At 71.5% G+C, this 19,229-nt stretch carries 11 protein-coding genes; 3 read left to right on the top strand and 8 right to left on the bottom strand.

The window, feature by feature from the left end; translation table 11 throughout:
* The first annotated feature begins 263 nt into the window (after positions 1-263).
* Positions 264-1,277 (top strand): LacI family DNA-binding transcriptional regulator, encoded by a 1,014-nt coding sequence (locus tag ACZ7L1_RS19825; RefSeq protein WP_471438749.1) that lies wholly within the window; start codon positions 264-266, stop codon positions 1,275-1,277.
* Positions 1,278-1,409: 132 nt separating this feature from the next.
* Positions 1,410-3,452: a glycoside hydrolase family 31 protein gene (locus ACZ7L1_RS19820; protein WP_471438747.1), complete on the top strand. Its 2,043-nt coding sequence runs from the start codon at positions 1,410-1,412 to the stop codon at positions 3,450-3,452.
* Between the two features lie 67 nt (positions 3,453-3,519).
* Here ACZ7L1_RS19820 and ACZ7L1_RS19815 read toward each other — a convergent pair whose 3' ends face one another.
* The 5 genes from ACZ7L1_RS19815 to ACZ7L1_RS19795 form a co-directional block, all read right to left on the bottom strand.
* The gene (locus ACZ7L1_RS19815) at positions 3,520-4,233 is read right to left on the bottom strand and encodes a glycoside hydrolase family 12 protein (RefSeq protein WP_471438745.1); all 714 of its coding nucleotides are present in this window, start codon (positions 4,231-4,233) and stop codon (positions 3,520-3,522) included.
* Positions 4,215-6,449: a glycosyl hydrolase family 95 catalytic domain-containing protein gene (locus ACZ7L1_RS19810; protein WP_471438743.1), complete on the bottom strand. Its 2,235-nt coding sequence runs from the start codon at positions 6,447-6,449 to the stop codon at positions 4,215-4,217. Before ACZ7L1_RS19810 ends, ACZ7L1_RS19815 begins: the two co-directional genes overlap by 19 nt.
* A 237-nt stretch (positions 6,450-6,686) precedes the next feature.
* Positions 6,687-7,613: a carbohydrate ABC transporter permease gene (locus ACZ7L1_RS19805; protein ID WP_471438741.1), complete on the bottom strand. Its 927-nt coding sequence runs from the start codon at positions 7,611-7,613 to the stop codon at positions 6,687-6,689.
* Positions 7,610-8,662 (bottom strand): ABC transporter permease, encoded by a 1,053-nt coding sequence (locus ACZ7L1_RS19800; RefSeq protein WP_471438739.1) that lies wholly within the window; start codon positions 8,660-8,662, stop codon positions 7,610-7,612. Before ACZ7L1_RS19800 ends, ACZ7L1_RS19805 begins: the two co-directional genes overlap by 4 nt.
* On the bottom strand, positions 8,662-10,341 hold the full coding sequence (locus ACZ7L1_RS19795; protein ID WP_471438737.1) for an extracellular solute-binding protein: 1,680 nt from the start codon (positions 10,339-10,341) through the stop codon (positions 8,662-8,664). The genes ACZ7L1_RS19800 and ACZ7L1_RS19795 overlap by 1 nt, the downstream gene beginning before the upstream one ends.
* A gap of 370 nt (positions 10,342-10,711) precedes the next feature.
* Between ACZ7L1_RS19795 and ACZ7L1_RS19790 the strand changes: the two genes are divergently transcribed.
* Positions 10,712-13,543 (top strand): glycoside hydrolase family 3 C-terminal domain-containing protein, encoded by a 2,832-nt coding sequence (locus ACZ7L1_RS19790; RefSeq protein ID WP_471438735.1) that lies wholly within the window; start codon positions 10,712-10,714, stop codon positions 13,541-13,543.
* Positions 13,544-13,619: 76 nt separating this feature from the next.
* On the opposite strand, the gene ACZ7L1_RS19785 is transcribed toward ACZ7L1_RS19790, so the two are convergent.
* The 3 genes from ACZ7L1_RS19785 to ACZ7L1_RS19775 form a co-directional block, all read right to left on the bottom strand.
* Positions 13,620-15,065: an aldehyde dehydrogenase family protein gene (locus ACZ7L1_RS19785; RefSeq protein WP_471438733.1), complete on the bottom strand. Its 1,446-nt coding sequence runs from the start codon at positions 15,063-15,065 to the stop codon at positions 13,620-13,622.
* 142 nt (positions 15,066-15,207) lie between these two features.
* Positions 15,208-16,890, bottom strand: a complete 1,683-nt coding sequence (locus tag ACZ7L1_RS19780) for a PucR family transcriptional regulator (RefSeq protein ID WP_471438731.1) — start codon at positions 16,888-16,890, stop codon at positions 15,208-15,210.
* A gap of 135 nt (positions 16,891-17,025) precedes the next feature.
* Entirely contained in the window at positions 17,026-19,143 is a 2,118-nt protein-coding gene (locus ACZ7L1_RS19775; RefSeq protein ID WP_471438729.1) for a type IV secretory system conjugative DNA transfer family protein, read from the bottom strand.
* Positions 19,144-19,229: the final 86 nt, after the last annotated feature.

Genomic DNA, 19,229 nt, shown 5'->3' with positions numbered 1-19,229 from the left:
CTGGGCGTCAAGTCGATCCGACTCCCTCGAAGTGCTTGCGTCGGGGGGCCTTCCGGGGGGACGGTTCGGATACGCCCGTTCGGTGGCCGCCCAGGAGCCAGTGAGCTCGACTGGCCGCTCGGTGAATCTCCTTTGTTCGTCGAAGCGCTTCGACAAACTATGGACAGCCCACTCACGTCAAGCTACTGTCGATCCACCCTCATACGTCCTTGTTCCACGGCGCGCGCCTTGTCGAAGCGCTTCACTCACGCTTGGAGAGCCGGATGGTCACCCTCGCCGAGGTCGCCCAGCACGCCGGAGTGTCGGCGAGCACGGTGAGCTATGTCCTCAGCGGCAAGCGGTCCATCTCCGCGACCACCCGGCAGCGGGTCGAGCGGAGCATCCGGGAGCTCGGCTACCACCCGAACGCCGGGGCGCGCGCCCTGGCGAGCAACAAGTCGAACATCATCGCGCTGATGGTGCCGCTCCGCACCGACATCTACGTTCCGGTGATGATGGAGATCGCCATCGCGGTGGCGACCACCGCACGCGCTCACGGGTACGACATCCTGCTGCTCACCGGTGAGGAGGGCCCGGACGCGGTGCGCCGGGTCACGGGCAGCGGCCTCGCGGACGCCATGATCCTCATGGACGTCGAACTGGACGACGAGCGGCTGCCCCTGCTACGTGAGACGGACCAGCCGTCGGTGCTCATCGGCCTGCCCGCCAGCACCTCCGGACTGACCTGTGTGGACCTCGACTTCGGGGCCACGGGCGCGCTGTGCGTCGAGCACCTCGCGGGCCTCGGCCACCGTGACATCGCTGTCATCGGCGAGGCGCCCGCCGTCTACGAACGGCACACCGGCTTCGCGGAGCGCACCCTCGACGGCCTCAGGTCCCGCTCCCGTGAGCTCGGCCTCAGGGTGCTGCACCGCCCCTGCGAGGGCGGGTACGACGCGATGGCCGTGACCCTGGCCCGGATCCTGGACGAGCGGCCGGGGACCACCGCGTTCGTCGTGCAGAACGAGTCCGCGGTCGAACCGCTGCTCGCGCTGCTGCGCCAGCAGGGCCGGGCCGTCCCCGAGGACGTCTCGGTGATCGCCGTCTGCCCGGACCAGGTCGCCACCCAGGCGTCGGTTCGGCTGACGTCCGTCGCCATCCCTGCGCAGGAGATGGGCCGACGTGCGGTCGAACTGCTGGTCGCGAAGCTGGACGGCCACGGCACGGACGAAGTGGTGCTGCTCGCACCGGAGCTCACGGTCCGGGCGAGCACCGGCCCGGCGCCGTCCGCGCCCTGACACCCGCGGCTCCGCGCCGCGCCCACGGCCGCAGGGGCACCCCACGCCTTCCTCCTCCCGGGCGCCTGCCGTTCCCGGCGCCCGAAGTTCCAGGCACTCTTCCTGTCTGCACTCCTCCAGGAGCACCCCACCGTGAATCAGCCTGCCGAAAACCAGCCCAAAATCAGCCTCGCCCAGTCCTCCCCCACCGTGGGCACCTTCCGTGAGCGGGACGGTGCGCTGGAGTGGAGCGGCCGTCAGGAGACCGTACGCATCGAGCCGTGGGGGCCGGACGCCGTGCGCGTGCGGGCCCGGCTCGGCGGTCCGGTCCTCGACGGACTGCCGGGCGCCCTGCTCGACGAGCCGCCGGCCGCCGGGAGCACCGTCAAGATCGAGGAGGGGCGCGGGCGGCTCACGGTCGGCGCGCTCACGGTCGACGTGGACGCAGAGGGCCTGATCCGCTTCCTGCGCACCGAGGACGGCGGCGAGCTGCTGGCCGAGGAACGCGCCCACTTCTGGTGGCCGGGCCCGCGCCTGTACACGGCCGTCGGCAACGGCCACCACCGCCTGGAGCAGCGTTTCGCCGCGTACGACGACGAGCGGCTGTACGGCCTGGGCCAGCACCAGCACGGGCGGCTGGACCAGAAGGGGCTGGTCGTCGATCTGGTCCAGCGCAACGCCGAGGTCTCCGTCCCGGTGCTGACCTCCAGCCGCGGCTACACCCTGCTGTGGAACAACCCGGCGATCGGCCGTGTGGAGCTGGCGGGCAACGGCACCCGCTGGGTGGCCGACTCGGCCCGCCAGATCGACTACTGGATCACCGCGGGCGCCCCGGCCGAGGCGCAGCGCGCGTACAGCGCGGTCACCGGCCGCACCCCGATGCTCCCGGAGTGGGCGGCGGGCTTCTGGCAGTGCAAGCTGCGCTACCGCACCCAGGACGAACTCCTCGCTGTGGCCCGGGAGTACAAGCGGCGCGGCCTGCCGATCGACGCGATCGTGTGCGACTTCTTCCACTGGACGCACCTGGGCGAGTGGAAGTTCGACCCGAAGGAGTGGCCCGACCCGGCGGCGATGGTGCGGGAGCTGGCCGAGCTCGGCATCAAGCTGGTGGTGAGCGTGTGGCCGTCGGTGTCGCCGCTGAGCGAGAACCACCCGGTGATGGAGCAGCGCGGCTACTTCATCGGCACCCAGTACGGCCCGATGGCGCACGCCGACTGGCCCGACAAGGAGGTCGCCTCCACCGTCCAGGTCGCCTTCTACGACGCCACGAACCCGGACGCCCGGGAGTTCGTGTGGTCACGGGTGAAGGAGAACTACCTCGACCCGTACGGCATCAAGGCGTTCTGGCTGGACGCCTGCGAGCCGGAGCTGAAGCCCGGCTTCCAGGAGAACCTGCGATACTGGGCGGGACCGGGCCTGGAGGTCGGCAACATCTACCCGGCCGAGAACGCCCGCACGTTCTACGAGGGGATGCTCGCGGCCGGTGAGAGCGATGTCGTCACCCTCAACCGCTCGGCGTGGGCGGGCAGTCAGCGCTACGGCGCCGCCCTGTGGTCCGGCGACATCGGCACCGACTTCGCGACCCTGCGCCGCCAGATCGCGGCCGGCCTGAACACCGCGCTGTCCGGCATCCCGTGGTGGAACACGGACATCGGCGGCTTCCACGGCGGCGACCCGGACGACGAGGCCTACCGCGAGGTGATGGTCCGCTGGTTCCAGTTCGGCGCGCTGTCCCCGCTGATGCGCCTGCACGGCTTCCGCGACCCGGGCATGCCGCTGGGCCCCGAGATGACCGGCGGGCCCAACGAGGTCTGGTCGTACGGGGAGGAGGCCGGCGCGATCCTGGAGAGGTACCTGCGGCTGCGCGAGCGCCTGAAGCCCTACGTCCTGAAGGTCATGCGACAGGCCCACGAGGAGGGTCTGCCGGTGATGCGGCCGCTGTTCCTGGAGTTCCCCGGGGACGAGCGCGCCTGGCAGGTGGCCGACGCCTACCTGTTCGGGCCGGACCTGCTGGTCGCCCCGGTGCTGGAGCCGGGCGCGACGACGTGGACGACGTACCTGCCGGCGGGTGCCCGCTGGAAGGACGCGTGGACGGGCGAGACGTACGAGGGCGGCGCGTCCGTCACGGTCGACGCGCCGCTGGACCGGATCCCGCTGTTCCTGCGGGACGGGGCCGAGCTGCCGATCGCGGAGTGAGGCCCGGGTGACGAACGTGCGGCCGGTCCCGCAGGGGGCCGGCCGCACGACCATGAGCTCCTCCGGCTCAGCTGCTGCTGACGCTCTCGCTGTTGGTGGTGAAGTTCAGACCGCCGGACGAGGACGTGATCTCGAAGCCGAACTGCAGGTCCCCGATGGTCACGTTGCCGAACCAGCCCTTGGTGTCCTTGATCCACTTGAGGATCGGCAGGATGTCGACGGTGCCGGAGCTGGAGTTGGAGGTGCGGACGAACGAGAAGACGTCGTTCGAGCCGTTGTTGCCCTTGTAGACGGCCCAGGTGTGACCGCCCAGCGTCACGCTGCCCTGCGAGGTGCCGAGCGGCCCGACGGCTCCCGTCTTGTTGACCCAGAGCATGATCTCGTACTTGTAGCCGGTGTCCCAGATGTCGTACGACGTGTTGTACGCGCCGGACGACGGCACCGTGACGTTGTAGCTGCTGGACAGCGAGGAGAGCGAGGTGATCGACTTGTTGATCACCTTCTTGGCGTTCGGGTAGGACTTGATGCCGCCGGTGTCGGGGTGGTTCGCCCACACCCCCCAGTTGGTGCCGGAGTTGGCCCAGATGCACTGGCTGCCGGCGCCGGAGCCCCAGATGTCGTTGTAGAGCGTGTAGCCGTTCAGTGTGGTGCTGCCCCACTGGTCGCAGGAGTTCCACACGGCGGCCTGGGCGGGGGCGGAGGCGATGCCGACGGTGGCGCCGACCGCGAGCGCGGGGGCGATCAGCGCCTTGGTCAGCCTGTTCAGCGTGCGTATTGCCATGGTGTCCCTTCCATGGGTGGGGGGAATTGCTGCTGGTCCTGCGGCCCCGTGGTGAGGACGCAGTCTTCGCCGGCGACGAGGTGGAGCGGGGTCGCGCCGGCGGAAGTCCTGAGGTCGACGCGGCAGCTGCGGGTGGGGCGCAGCACGGCTGTCGTCCGCTCGGGGCTCCAGGTGAGGTCGAGTTCGGCGCCGAACCGGGTGCGGACGCCGAGGAGCCGGCCACGGGGGTACGCGGCGGGCAGCGCGGGCAGCAGCACCAGCCGGCCGGGCGTCGACTGGACGAGCGCTTCGATGAGCACGGCCGGGAGCGCGTGGGCCGCGTCGGCGTTGTAGACGTCGAGGTGCGGGTAGTGGGCGCTCATCAGGGAGGCGTGGAAGTAGTCGCCTTGCAGTACCTGACCGACGGCGTGCGCGACCCGGTCCGCGTCGCGCAGACGTGCGGCGACGAGCGCGTGGTGCAGGTGCCCGTGCGCCGAGTCGTTCTCGGCGCCGCGCAGTTCGAGCGCCCGGTGGGCGGCCGCGGCGAGGTCGGGCGTGTCATAGGGGTTGATCTCGTCGAGCGGCCACACGCCGTAGAGGTGGCTGAGATGACGGTGGTCGTAGGTGTCTTCCAGGCCCGGCCAGGCCCATTCGGCGAGGGCGCCGTCGGCGTTGACGCGGTGCGGCGGGAGGCGGTCGGCGAGGACACGCCAGTCCTCCGCCCGGTTCGGGTGGTAGGCGGCGGCCGTGAGCAGCGCGTGGCGGGCCGCCGAGAGGTCCATGGCGGCGTTGATCGTGCCCCAGCTCGCGTTCGCCGGACGGTTCTCGGGCGAGTAGGAGGGGACGACGACGAGTCGTCCCTCCTCGTCGGTGCGGGTGAGGAAGTCCTCGTAGAACGCGGCGACTTCAGCGAGGACGGCGGCGGTGCGGGGGTCTCGCCGGCCGTAGGTCTCGTCGTGGTCGACGAGCGGCTTGAGCAGCCAGTCGGCGCCCGCGGTCCACAGGTGCAGTGGGTACTCCCGGCTGAAGTGGTAGGCGTACCCGGACTCCCCGTCGGTGTGCGCGGGGGCGACGACACCCCGGGCGCCGTGGACGGCGCGGGCGTTCTCCCGCCAGTGGTCGAGTTGGCCGTGGATCAGCGCCGCGTGGGCTTCTGTGACCTCGGGCAGGGCGCCGGCCGACGCGGAGGCGGTCTGCAGGTTCAGGTTGGCGTCGGTGGTGAACGCACCGGACCACGCCGTGTTCCAGTCGCCGGTCCACAGGCCGGTCAGGCGGGGCGGGAGCATGCCGCTGGAGCTGAGCAGGTGGTAGCGGCCGGCGGCGAAGAGCCGCTCCAGCAGGGCGGCGCTCGTGGGGCGCCGGAGGAGCTCGCTGCCGGGCAGGGCGCGTTCGGCGGCGTCCGCGTCGAGATCGAGGGTGGCGCGGAGGTAGGCCGGGCGGTGGAGCGCCAGATGGCGGTCGAGGAGCCCGGCGAAGGGTTCCTCGGACGGCAGCAGGGCGCGCAGGGCCCGTGCCTCCGCGAGGGCGTCCAGTTCGCCGGTGTGCCGGTGCACCCGGGTCAGCAGCAGGACCGACTCGGCGTCGGTGATGCGTACGCCCTGCGGGGCGAGGGCGGTCGTGCCACCGGTGACGACGGCCAGCGTCACGCCGGTGTAGGCGCGGTCGCTGCCCGGGTAGCGGGCGCGCAGGGTGAGGAGGGCGCCCTCGGCGGTGAGAGCGCTGCCGTGGCCGACGGCCAGGTCGCGTGGGGCGCCGGGCAGCCGGTGGTCGAGGGACAGCTCGAGTACCGCTCCGGGGGCGGTCACGTACTGCACGATCACGTCGTCCGCGCGCGAGACGAAGACCCGGCTGCTCCAGCCCGCGCACCCGGCCGTCGTGACGCCCGTGGTGAAGGCCACCGACCGCCGGTAGTCGCCTCCCTCCCCCGCGGGCCGCCGCAGCCGCGTCTGGAACGCCGGGTGGAACGGCTGCACCCACTGCAGCTCCCGCCCGTCGGTGAAGTGTTCGGCGGCGGCGGTCTCGCCCGCGAGCAGCCGGTCCTGGAGGTCTGGGAGCCGGGAGGCCAGCTCGGGCGGCCGTGCGCGTTCGCTGCCGTTGGGGCGTACGAGGGCGTGGTGCGTGACGATGACCCGGTCGTCGTTCGGATCACCGGACATCATGGCGCCATGTCGGCCGTTGCCGCTCAGGAAGGCGTCCTCCCAGCGGGCGGCGGGACGGGGCTCCCAGGTTCCATGCATGACTCCACCGGTCATGGGCGCAGCACCGCCACTCCGTATCGGCCGAGGGCGAGGCGCGGCCGTGGTTCCGGCAAGGACGGCACGTCTGCTCAGGGGGTGGGACGCGTGCATGACTTACCTCGCTGTGTGCGCTCGGGGAGATCCCGGAGGAGGGGGGAGGTGACGCGTTGGCAGGCGCCCTGGCCGACCGCGGGGCAGGAACAGGTCGGCCACGGCGAGACCGAGGAGCGCCGGGCGTCAGCCCTTGATGGCTCCGGTGAGCATGCCCTTCTTGAAGTGCCGCTGGACGAAGGGGGAGGCGACCGCGACGGGGATCAGGGCGAGGACCATGACGGCCATCTGCAGTCCGAGGGCGGAGAGTTGACCGGTGCGGACCGCCTGCCCGAGGCCGGTGGGGGCCTCGGTGTTCTTCTGGACCAGCTGGATGAGCACGTTCTGCAACGGCATCATCTCCTGGTCGGTGAGGTAGATGGAGGCGTTGAACCAGGCGCTCCAGTACCCGACCGCGTAGAACAGCGAGATGACGGCCAGCACCGCCCGCGACAGCGGCATGATGATGGTCAGCAGGATGCGCAGGTCACCGGCCCCGTCGATGCGGGCGGACTCGGTGAGTTCGGGGGAGATCCCCATGAAGAAGGCCCGCAGGACGAGGATGTTGAAGACACTGACCGCGCTCGGCAGGATCAGCGACAGATAGGTGTCGGTGAGGCCCAGCGACTGCACCAGAAGGTACGTCGGGATGAGGCCGGCCCCGAAGAACATGGTCGCCATCATGGTCATCAGGAAGAACCGGTGGCCCAGAGTGCCCCGACGGGACAGACCGTAGGCCGCGAGGACCGACACCGTCATCGAGAACAGCGTGCCGAAGAGCGTGACGCCGACCGAGACCATGATCGCCCGGCTGACCTGACCGCCGCTGAGCAGTTCCGAGTAGTTGACGAAGGTGATGCCCTGGGGGATCACGACCAGACCGCCGACCCGGTCGATCACCGGTTTGGGCGAGAGGCTGGTGACGATCACGATCCACAGCGGACCGAGGACCCCCAGACAGCACAGGAGGAGGAATCCGCTCTTGGCGGTGAGTCCGACCTTGTTGGGCGGCTCCTCCCACACGGGGCGGGCGGGAGCCTTGAGGCTGCGGATGAGCGTCGTGTTGAGGCTCACTTCTTGTACACCCCCTGCTCGCCGAGCAGATGCGCGACCTTGTTCGCGCCCAGGACGAGACACACTCCGATGACTCCCTTGGCGAGGCCGACCGCGGCCGCGTAGCTGAAGTCGCCGTTCTGGATGCCGACGTTCCACACGTAGGTGTCGAGGACCTCGCTGGCCCCGGCACCGACCGCGTACCGCTGGAGCAGGAACTGCTCGAACCCGACGCTCAGCGCGTCGCCCACCCGGAGGACCAGCAGCAGCGCGATCACCGGGCGCAGCGCGGGCAGCGTCACGTGCCACATGCGCCGCCAGCGTCCCGCGCCGTCCATGGCGGCGGCCTCGTACAGATCGGTGCTGACGGCGGCCAGCGCGGCGAGGAAGACGATGATCCCCCAGCCGGCGTCCTTCCACACGGCCTGCGCGGTGACCAGGTACTTGAACAGGCTCGCGTTGGTCATCAGGTCGAAGCCGCTCCACCCGTGCTTCTCCAGGGTCTGGGCGATGATGCCCGCGCCGCCGAAGATCTGCTGGAAGACGGTGACCACGAGGACCCAGGAGAAGAAGTGCGGCAGGTACATGATCGCCTGCGCCACGGCCCGCACCCGGGGCCGGATCACGCTGTTGATGACCAGCGCGAGGGCGATGGGGATCGGGAAGAACAGCACCAGTTGCAGCACGAACAGCACGATGGTGTTCTTCGCGGCGCTCCAGAAGAGCGGGTCGCCGAACATCCGCGAGAACTGCTCCACACCGACCCAGGGACTGTGGAAGATCGCCGTGATGCCGTTGCTGGAGGCGTACGGGTCGTAGTCCTGGAAGGCGACGACGTTGCCGAGCAGCGGGACGTAGTTGAAGATCAGGAGCAGGACGATGACGGGCAGCGTCATCAGGATGAGTGTGCGGTCGCGGCGCCACCGGACCCGGAAGGGAACCTTGCCCGCCTTGCGGGACGTACGCGGCACGCTCTTCTTCACGGTGGCTGCGGCGACCGCGGCCGTCGGTTCCTCGACGGCCGCGGGGGGACGTGTCCCGTCAGGCCTGCTCCCGGCCGTGAGGGACATCAGTTGCCACTGCCGTTCTTGTCGAGGAGCTGCTTGTACCAGTCGCGCAGCTTGTCGCCGCCGGAGGACTTCCAGGTGGAGATGGCCTGCTGCACGTCGGACAGCTTCTTGTTGCCGCGCACGTAGTCGATCTCCAGCTGCTCGAACTGGCTGGAGAGGTTGGCATAGCGGCTCGGCTCGATGATGTTCATGCCGTAGGTGGACGTCTTCTTCACGAAGGCACCCTGCCGCTGCTGCCACTCGACCTGCTTGCGGGCGATCTCGGGGAAGTCGGGGTGGGCGAGGTAGGGAGCCGGGGCCGCCAGCAGCACCCAGGCGTTGTTCACCTCCTGGTTACCCAGGTCGTTCTTGACCGGGACACCGTTCTTGACCGCGTAGTGGGTGCCCTCGACGCCGTAGTCGACGAACATCCGCTCCTTGGTGCCGTAGGGTGCTGCCGCGAAGTTGGCGGCGGCCAGCGCGTTCTCGATCGTCTCCTTCGAGGCGCCCTTGCGGATCATCGACCAGATGCTGGCGGGCGGGGCGGCGTACAGCGTCGGGTTGCCGCCGCCGGCGCCGAAGTAGTCCATGCCGTCGATCTGGAACTCCGGGTTGGACTTGGCCTGTTCGGCGGTCATGCCGTACCAGCCGGACATGTCGCTGTTGATGACCAGGACCTGCCCGGCGGTGAACCGCTGGCTGGCGTCTCCCGTGTTCGCCTTGTCGTCGGGATGGACCACGCCCGCGTCGAACAGCTTGCGGACCCACTCCAGGTGTTCGAGGTACTCGGGGTGCTCGATGCGGTACGTCAGCTTGCCGTCGGCCCCGATGTTCCAGCCGAGCGGCCCGGCGGGCAGGACACCGAAGATGCTCGCCGCACTCCACCTCATGTCACCACAGGCCCACACCTTGGCCTTGGCGCTGGTGGCCTCCTTGGCCCAGCTGAAGAACTCGTCGGCCGACTTGGGAACGGTGTAGCCCTTCTTGTCGAAGACGTCCTTGCGGTAGAAGGGCACGATGTTGGGCACGGAGGCGGCGGGCATCGGGATGCCGCGCAGCGCGCCGCCGAAGATGCTCATACGCCAGGAGTCGGACGGTATGGCGGCCAGGTTCGGGTACTTCTTGACCTTGTCGCCGGCCAGGTAGGGGCCGAGGTCCATGAACTTCGCGGTGACCGCGCTCGAGATCTTGCCGACCAGTTCCCAGCTGGGCACGACCACCATGTCGGGTATGGAGCTGGAGGCGAGCACGGCGCCGAGCTTCTCACCGTAGGTGTTGCCGTCCTGGTTCTGCCAGGTGATCTTGGTGCCCGCCGCCGCGTCGAGTGCCTTGTAGTACGCGCAATCGGGCTTCGGCGGGGTGCCCCAGAGCGGGGACATGATCGTGAAGGGGGCGCCGGTGCCGAGCTTGTCCGGGACCGACGTGGCAAGGGACGCGAGATCGGTCTTGCTGGTGAAACCGGCGGCCGACCCGTTCTTCGACGGAATGTCCGGCTTGGCGACCGTGCTGGCGACGTACGTCGGGAGCATCCTGTCCGCGGCCTTGCGCGACGTGGTGCCCTCACGCGAGCCGCTGTCCGAACCGCCACAGGCGGCGAGCAGCGGCACACCACCGGCCACCGCTGCGGTGGCGACCGCCGTGGAGGCGAGGAAGCTTCTCCGGCTGGGTCCGGAAGAGGCGGTAGCGGAGTTCGGCGTCATTGCGTCAACCCTTCGTGGCGCACCAGGACACCCGGCGGAAGTGCCGTCGGCTGCGGTGTCTCGAGTGGAACTTGGCTGAGCTGAAGCGGCGGTGACGGCGGAGGGAGTGGTGAGCACGCTGAGCGGACCCTCCGCAGTCGAAGCGCTTCGATGTTGCTGCGAGGTTAAGTGAACACCCGGGGGCGCACAAGGGTCGCTCCCAAGATTCCTCCCAGGCGCGGAGATACCGGTTGAACGGGTTGGAAGGCTTGTAATCACGGTGAGGAAATGGAGTTGTTGCGTCTGGGTGTCTTGACACCCGCCCTGAAGCCGAATGAGCATCGAAGCGCTTCGAAAGCGCCCTGCCGCTCGACCTCCGAAGGATCACCACGTGACCGCACAGACGCCGCCCGCGCCCCCTTTCCGTGATCCGCATCTGCCGTTCGAGAAGCGCATCGACGACCTGGTGGCGCGGCTGACGCTCGATGAGAAGATCGCGTTCCTGCACCAGTTCGTGCCCGCCGTCGAGCGCCTCGGCATCGCCGCGTTCCGCACCGGCCAGGAAGCGCTGCACGGAGTGGCGTGGATGGGCCCGGCGACGGTGTTCCCGCAGGCGGTCGGGCTCGGCGCGACATGGAACGCGGACCTGGTGCGCCGGGTCGGCGAGGCGGTCTCCAAGGAGGCCCGCGCGATGCGCGCCCGCGACGAGCGCGTCGGTCTCAACGTCTGGTCGCCCACGGTCAACCTGCTGCGCCACCCGCTGTGGGGCCGCAACGAGGAGGGCTACTCGGAGGACCCGCAGCTGACCTCGGCGATCGCGACGGCGTACACGCGGGGCTTGCGCGGCGACCATCCGACGTACTGGCGCACCGCCCCGGTCCTCAAGCACTGGCTCGCCCACAACAACGAGACGAACCGCGACACCACCTCCTCCTCGGTCCGTCCGCGCGTGCTGCACGAGTACGACCTGCGGGCGTTCCGCGAGGCGGTTCAGGCGGGCTCGGTGGCCGGGGTGATGCCCGCGTACAACCTGGTCAACGGCCGCCCCAACCATGTCTCGCCGTATCTGCGCGAGCAGCTGCGCCGCTGGAGTGACCAGGAGCTGTTGGTCTGCTCGGACGCGAGCGCGCCGTCCAACCTGGTCGACTCCGAGCACTACTTCGACACGCACGAGGAGGCGACGGCCGCGGCGATCCAGGCCGGCGTCGACAGCTTCACCGACCATGGCACGGACAGCTCGACCATCGTCGCGCGGATCAGGGGCGCGCTGGTGAAGGGGCTGCTCAGCGAGGACGAGGTCGACCAGGCGGTGCGCCGGCAGCTCTCGGTGCGGTTCCGGCTCGGCGAGTTCGACCCACGCCTCGACCCGCACGCGGGGACCCGGGACTTCGACACCCCGGCCCATCGGGCGCTCGCCCAGGAGGCCGCCGAGCAGGCGGTCGTGCTGCTGAAGAACGACGGCCTGCTGCCGCTCGCCGACGACGTGCGCGTCGCGGCGGTCGGGCTGCTCGCGGACGAGTGCAAGCTCGACTGGTACAGCGGCACACTGATCCACCGGTCCACGCCTCTGGAGGGCCTGTACGAACGCTTCGGCGCCGATCGTGTGGAGTTCGCGGAGGGTGTGGACCGGGTACGTCTGAAGACCTCCACCGGTGCGTATCTGCGGGTGCCCGTGGCCGACGCCGACGACGAGGTGCGCGGCGCCGAGGGCGCCCTGGACCCGGCGCTGCTGCAGGGCCGCACCGACCTGCCGCCGCTCACCGCCGACGCGCACGGCAGCGAACTCGCGCTGATCGAATGGGGCGAGGACCTGCTGACCTTCCGCGCCCCCGACGGGCGGTACCTCTCGGTCGCCGACGACGGGTACGTCCGCGCGTCCGCGGACCAGCCCGGCGGCTGGGTCGTCCAGGAGACGTTCCGCCTGGAACCCCATGGCAGCGGCCACCTCCTGAAGCATGTCGGGACGGGCGGGTACGTGTCGGTCGCCGCCGACGGCGTGAAGGTTGCCGAGGACCAGCGGGAAGTCTTCGAACTGGAGGTCGTCGAACGCGGCGAGGACGCGGTCACCCGGGCGGCCGCGGGTGCTGACGTGGTGCTCGTGTTCGCGGGCAACGACCCGCACCTGAACGGCCGCGAGACCGAGGACCGTACGACGCTGCGTCTGCCCGATCACCAGGAGCGCCTGCTGCGCGCGGCCCGCGCCGCGAACCCGCGCACAGCGCTGGTGCTGGTGTCCGCGTACCCGTACGCGCTCGACCCCGCGGATCTCCCGGCCGTCATGTGGACCGCGCACGGCGGCCAGGCCGCGGGCACCGCGCTGGCCCGGGTGTTGTCCGGCGACGTCTCCCCCGCGGGCCGTCTGCCCCAGACCTGGTACGCGGACGACGCGGACCTGCCCGATCTGCTCGACTACGACGTGATCGGCAGCCGTCAGACCTATCTGTACTTCGAGGGAACGCCGCTGTTCCCGTTCGGGCACGGGCTGTCGTACGCGTCCTTCGCCTACGGCGGCCTCGCCGCCCGGGTGGAGGACGGGCGGGTGGCGGTCTCCTTCACGGTGACCAACACGAGCACACGGGCCGCCGACGAGGTCGCCCAGGTGTACACCCGGGCCGTCGATCCGACGGTCCCGCGTCCGCGCCGTGAGCTGGTCGCCCACCGGCGCGTGCACCTGGCGCCCGGCGCCTCGGCGGAGCTGGCCTTCGAGGTGCCGTTGCGCGCCTTGGAGTTCTGGGACGTGGCGCACGGGCGGTGGCGGATCGAGCCGGGCCCGTACGAGATCCTGGTGGGCGCGTCGAGCGAGGACATCCGGCTGCGGACGACCGTCGAGCCGCCCGGTGAGCCGGCCGGGCCGCGCCCGGTGCGTGAACGGGGCCTTCAGGCCGCCGACTTCGACGAGCAGCGGGGCACGGTGATCGTCGACCGTACGAAGGTGTCGGGGGACTCCGTGGCACCGGTGGAGGGCGAGAGAGGCGAACTGCTCTTCCGCCGCTGCGACTTCGGGGACGGCGTCACGGGCGTGTCGGCGCAGCTCGCGGGCGAGGGGGTCCTCGAGGTCCTGGTGGACGGAGGCGATCCGCCGACCGTGCTCACGCTCGCCGCCCCCACCGGCCCGTACGACTACACCACCGTGGACGCCGCGTTCACCGTCTCCGGTGTGCACGACGTCCGTCTCAGGCTGCGCGGCCCGCTGAGGCTCGCGCGCGTCGGCTTCTCCGGTTGAGGGTCCGGACCAGGCCGACGCACCGACGGCCGGAGCCCCCGCACAGCGGGCTCCGGCCGTCGTTCTGCGAGTGGGTTCAGAGGGCGAGGCCCGTCAGGACCAGCACCCGCTCGTAGGTGTAGTCCTCCATCGCGAACTTCACGCCCTCGCGTCCGACACCGGAGAGCTTGGCACCGCCGTAGGGCATCTGGTCGGCGCGGTAGGACGGCACGTCGCCGATGACCACGCCGCCGACCTCGAGGGCGCGGTGGGCGCGGAAGGCGACCTGGAGGTCGTGGGTGAACACGCCCGCCTGGAGGCCGTACTTGGAGTCGTTGACCGCGGCGAACGCCTCGGCCTCCCCGTCCACCTTCTGCACGGTGAGGACGGGCCCGAAGACCTCCTCGCAGGAGATGGTCACATCGGCGGGGACGTCGGTGAGGACGGTCGGCGCGTAGGAGGCGCCGTCCCGCTTGCCACCGGTGAGCAGCGTGGCGCCCGCGTCCACCGCCTCGTCGACCCAGGACTCCACGCGCTTCGCGGCGTCCTCGCTGACCAGCGGGCCGACATCGGTCGCGCCGTCGGAGGGGTCGCCGGTGACCTGCGCCTCGACGGCGGCGACGATACGCGGCAGCAGCCGGTCGTACACCGAGGCGTCGGCGATCACGCGCTGCACGGAGATGCAGGACTGGCCGCCCTGGTAGTTGGAGAAGGTGGCGATGCGGTTCGCGGCCCAGTCCAGGTCCTCGTCGCTCGCGTAGTCGGCGAGCACGACGGCCGCGCCGTTGCCGCCCAGTTCCAGCGTGCAGTGCTTGCGCGGCACCGAGTCCATGATCGCGTAGCCGACCTTCTCGGAGCCGGTGAAGGAGATGACCGGCAGGCGCTCGTCCTGGACGAGGGCGGGCATGCGGTCGTTGGGGACCGGAAGGATCGACCAGGAGCCGGCGGGCAGCTCGGTCTCGGCGAGCAGCTCGCCGATGATCAGGCCGGACAGCGGGGTGGCCGGGGCGGGCTTGAGGATGATGGGGGCGCCGGCGGCGATGGCCGGGGCGACCTTGTGGGCGCACAGGTTCAGCGGGAAGTTGAACGGCGCGATGCCGAGGACGACGCCCTTGGGGAAGCGGCGGGTCAGCGCCAGACGGCCCTGGCCGCCGGCGTCGGTGTCGAGGCGCTGGGCCTCGCCGCCGTTGAAGCGGCGGGCCTCCTCGGCGGCGAAGCGGAACACGGAGACGGCACGGCCGACCTCGCCGCGGGCCCACTTGATGGGCTTGCCGTTCTCGGCGGAGATCAGCTGCGCTATCTCCTCGGTGCGCTCCGCGAGCCGCTTCGAGACGTGGTCGAGGGCGGCGGCGCGGACGTGGGCCGGGGTGGCGGCGAACTCGTCGCGCACGGCGTACGCGGCGGCCACGGCCTCCTCGACCTGCGCCTCGGTCGGGACACTGACCTTTCCGACGAGCCGGCCTTCCCACGGGGAGGTGACGTCGAAGGTGGTCTCGCCGGTGGCCTGGCGGCCGGCGAGCCAGAAGGCGTGGGTGGAAGTCATAGCGTTCAGTCCCGGCCCTTCCGAGGTTGGCTGGTGCTTGGGGTTGCGTGCTCCACGGTAGGGCCGGGGCGGCGACGGGTCGTTTGTCCGGGCAGTAAGACTGCCCGGCCGGGCTTGGACGCCATGTACAGAGGCGTCGGCGTCACTCCCCCGCCGCTGCCGTGGCCTTGAGCGCGAGCCACAGTTCCATCCGGACGTCCGGGTCGTCCAGGGAGCGGCCCAGGATCTCCTCGACCCGGCGCATCCGGTAGCGCAGCGTATGGCGGTGGACGCCGAGGTCGGCCGCCGCCGCGTCCCACTGGCCGTGGCGGGACAGCCAGGCCCGCAGCGAGGCGACCAGGTCGCCGCGGCCCGTCGCGTCGTGTTCGCGCAGGGCGCGCAGCAGTCCGTCCGCGAAGGCGCGCACGGCGTCGTCCTGGAGCAGCGGCAACACCGATCCGGTCGCCAGTTCCTCGTGCTCGACCAGCGCCCGGCCGCGCCGCCGGGCCACCGAGAGCGCCTGTTCGGCCTGTTTGTAGGCGGCGGCCGCGGCGATCGGCCCGGCCGGCGCCGACATCCCGACGACCAGTTCGTCCTCGTCGGTGGCCGACTGCTCGCGGGCGGCGGCCCGGGCCGCCTGGACCGCCGGCGCGTACTCCTGGCAGGCGGCGACGGCAGCGCCCCCGTCGGCGGCGAGGATCACGAGGCGGGCCTCCCCCTCGGGCACGACGAGCACGGCCTCGCCGGAGCGGGCGGCGGCGGACTCCACGGTCTCCACGAGCCCCTCCAGGGGGTCGCCGTCCGTGTCGGCCGCAGCGAGCGCGGCGGCGGTCGGCTGCGCGGTCACCACGCGCGCGTGCCCGTCCGCGTGCGCCCGGGCGGCCGACGCGGACGCCGACTCGGCGACGATCACCCGGAAGGGCGCGTCCAGGAGGTCGCCGTACAGGTCCCCGGCCACGGCGCGGGCGTGGTCGGGCTGCCCGGCCAGCAGCATGCGCAGCACGGCTGCGCCGATCCGCTGCTCGGCGGCCTGCAGGGACCGGGAGCGTTCGGTGGTGAGGGTGAGCAGGGCGATGGCGGAGTGCACGGCGTACCGCTCGGCGGTGCCCAGCGGGGCGGCCGTGCCCACGGCGAGCGCGGCGCGCGGGCGCCGTCCGGTGCCGAGGGAGTGCAGTTCGACCCGGTCCTCTCCGTTCGCCTCTCCGTTCGACCCACCGACCACGGAGGTGGCCGGCGCGGGCCGCTCCCGCAGGCGCTCGACGTCGGCGGTGAGCCGTGCCGCGCGCCGTCCCGCCCACTCGGGCGCCGCGGCGACGACGGCGCCGGAGGCGTCGTACAGGGCGGCCCAGCCGTCGACCTGGGCGGCGAGCGCGGCGAGCAGTCCCTCAGGCCCGTCGCTGAGGGCCTGTCTGGTCAGCTCGCGCTGCGCGGCGAACCCTGCGGTCACGGCCCGGTACTGGTCTGCGGCGATCGCGGCGGAGACGGCCTTGCTGATGGCGAGGAACGGGGTGCGGCGCGGCACCTCGAGCAGCGGGAGCCCCTCCTCGCGGGCCGCGTCCACGAGGGCCTTGGGGACCTCGTCGTAGTTGACGCCGACGGCGAAGCCGAGGCCGACCACGCCCGCGCCCACCAGCCGCTTCACATAGCGGCGCATGGCCTCCGGGTCCTCCGCGTCCAGTTTCAGCGCGGTGATCAGGAGCAGTTCGCCGCCCTCCATATAGGGCACGGGGTCGGCGAGTTCGCTGACGTGTGCCCAGCGGACGGGGACGTCCAGGCGATCCTCGCCCGCGCGCACGGCCAGCTTGAGCGCGGAGTGGTGGACGAGCGAGGCGAGGGTGAGGGGCATGGGGCCTTCGGGTCCTGTGTGATCTCTGTGATCGTTGCGATCATCGCGTGATCGTCGTGATCCTTTGGCCGCCGCGTATGAACGACCTATGCCGATTCTGCCTCACCGTACGGTCGGCGCGTGCCCTGATGCCCGTCAGTTCCGTAGATCCACCAGCAGCGGCGGGGCGTGCTCGCCCTTCACATTCGTCAGGGAGAGCACCGCGTGCCCCGGCGGCACGGCGTGCGCCAGTTCGGACGCGGACCACCGCTCGCGCTCGACCTGGCGGACGGTCACCGCGCGCGCGGTCGGCGCGTGGCCGGTGATCACACGGCGCAGCATGTGCAGGGCCTTGCCCGCAGGGGTCTCGGCGATGATCTGCCGGTCGGTGACGTCCCGGGTCTCGGTCCACTCCTTGCCCCACACCTCGGCGAAGTCCTGGCCGTCCCAGGGGGTGAGGCCGGACAGCGCCATCCGGCAGCCGGTGGCGCCGAGCAGGGGCCCGCGCAGCGGCCGGGGCACGTCGTCAAGGGTGCGCAGGGTGAGGACGACACCGGCGTTCGCGGACCTGAGCCGCTGAATGCCGCGGACGGCCTCGGGCGTGACGACCCCGCTCGCGTCGTCGAGGAGCAGGCAGGCGAACAGCGACCGGTCCTCCCGGGCGGCGACACTGGCCGTGAACTGGGCGAGCACCAGTCGCGCGAGGATCCGCGAGGCGTCGGCGTGACCACGCTCGGGCAGATCGATGCGGACCCGCACCGGGTGGTCGAGGGCACGCAGCGAGAACGGCCGGGTCTGCCCGGAAGTGTCGAAGAACTGTGCGAAGGCGGGCCGGTCGAGCAGCGCGACCCGGTCGGCGAGGAGGCCACCGACATCGCCGGGGTGCCGGGACTGCCGCTCCCGGGCGTCCAGTTCCCGCAGCAGGGCGTCCTGTCCGGTGTCCTGCAGGGCCTTGCGCAGGGCGGCGAGCGGCCCGGGCGTGCCGTCGAGGAGCTGGCGCAGCTCAGGTACCGACGGGAAGCGGCCGTGGACGGCCCGGTAGGGCCCGAGGAGCTGGGCGAGGACGGTGGCGGAGCGGCGGCTGTCCCCGCCGGGGTGCGGGTCGACGAGGTCGCCGACGAGCGCCTCGGCGAGCACGGACGCCGCCTCGTCCGGGTCGGTGGTCCCGCCGTACAGGTCCAGGTCGTAGACGGATTCGGGGTGTCCGACACGTACGACGACGTCGTAGGCGTCCGCCGGTCCGAGCCCGGCGCCGGCCGCGCCGACCACGACGACGGCGGCCTGCCCGGTGAGCGCGTGCAGGCACAGCGACTCGGCGAGCGGCCACACCAGCGAGCTGGTCTTGCCGGACCCGGCGGGCCCCACGGCGACCACGGAGGTGGCGAGCAGGTCGGGGCCGAGGGCGAGTCCGCTGCCGCGGTAGGCATAGGGGTTGCGGGGGTCGTCGACGGTGGTGCCGAGCCGGACCTGGCCGGTGAACAGGTCGTGGCGGGCGAGCCGGGCGGGCAGGTCTCGCTCCCCGGAGGGGTGGGGGCAGGCGGCGGCGCCGTCCTTGAGCACCGCACTTGTGAACGTGGTCAGGTCGTGCCGCCCGCTGAGCACGCCCTGCCAGGCGCGGCTGATGCGGGCGTGGTCGACGTCGCGCATCAGCCCGGCGTGCGCGTCGGCGGCGAGCCGGTCGGCGGCCTCGTGCGCCCCGGCGACGCGGAGCTCGTTGAACCGGGCGGGGTCGTCCTCGGGCGCGGGGGGCTTCTCGGCCACGGGGGCTGCGGCGCGCCAGGCGGGCGGTCCGAAGCGGCGCCAGACCTCGCCCCAGCGGCCGAGCTTGCCGACCGTGAGCATGATGGCGAGTGCGATCACCGTGTAGTAGCCGTACCAGAGGACGGCGTTGCCGACGCGGTCGTCGCTGTGCCGCCAGGAGTCGGGGGTGAACAGCTCCAGCGGTACCACCCACCAGCCGCCGAGGTAGCCGTTCCACAGCAGCGACCAGATCAGCCAGCCGACCAGGAAGGCGATCAGCGCTCCGCTGAGCAGCTGCCGTGTCGGGGTGCGCTCCGGTTGCTGCTCGGGCCGTGGCCGGTGCCCGAAGCGCCACACGCCGGGCAGCGCGGGCGGCCGTGGCGCCCGCAGCCAGGCCAGGAACGCCGAGCCGTCCGGCCGCGGCGGCAGCCCGGGGGCGTGCGCCGGGCGGGGCGGCACCGGGGGCGGCCCCGCCGGACGCGGCACGGGATGAGCCCGTGTGCTCCGTGCGTCCTGCGTTCCGTCGCTGTCCATCGCCGTCGCCCCCTGACCAGCCGCTCCGTCCACCATCAGCGAGTCAATCTAACGTCCTCGCAAGGGGAGTTCACCGCATACGCGAC

This window comes from Streptomyces sp. NPDC107546 (assembly GCF_055639175.1).
The sequence above is the reverse complement of the archived record's forward strand: the minus strand, read 5'-3'. Positions and strand labels throughout refer to the sequence as shown.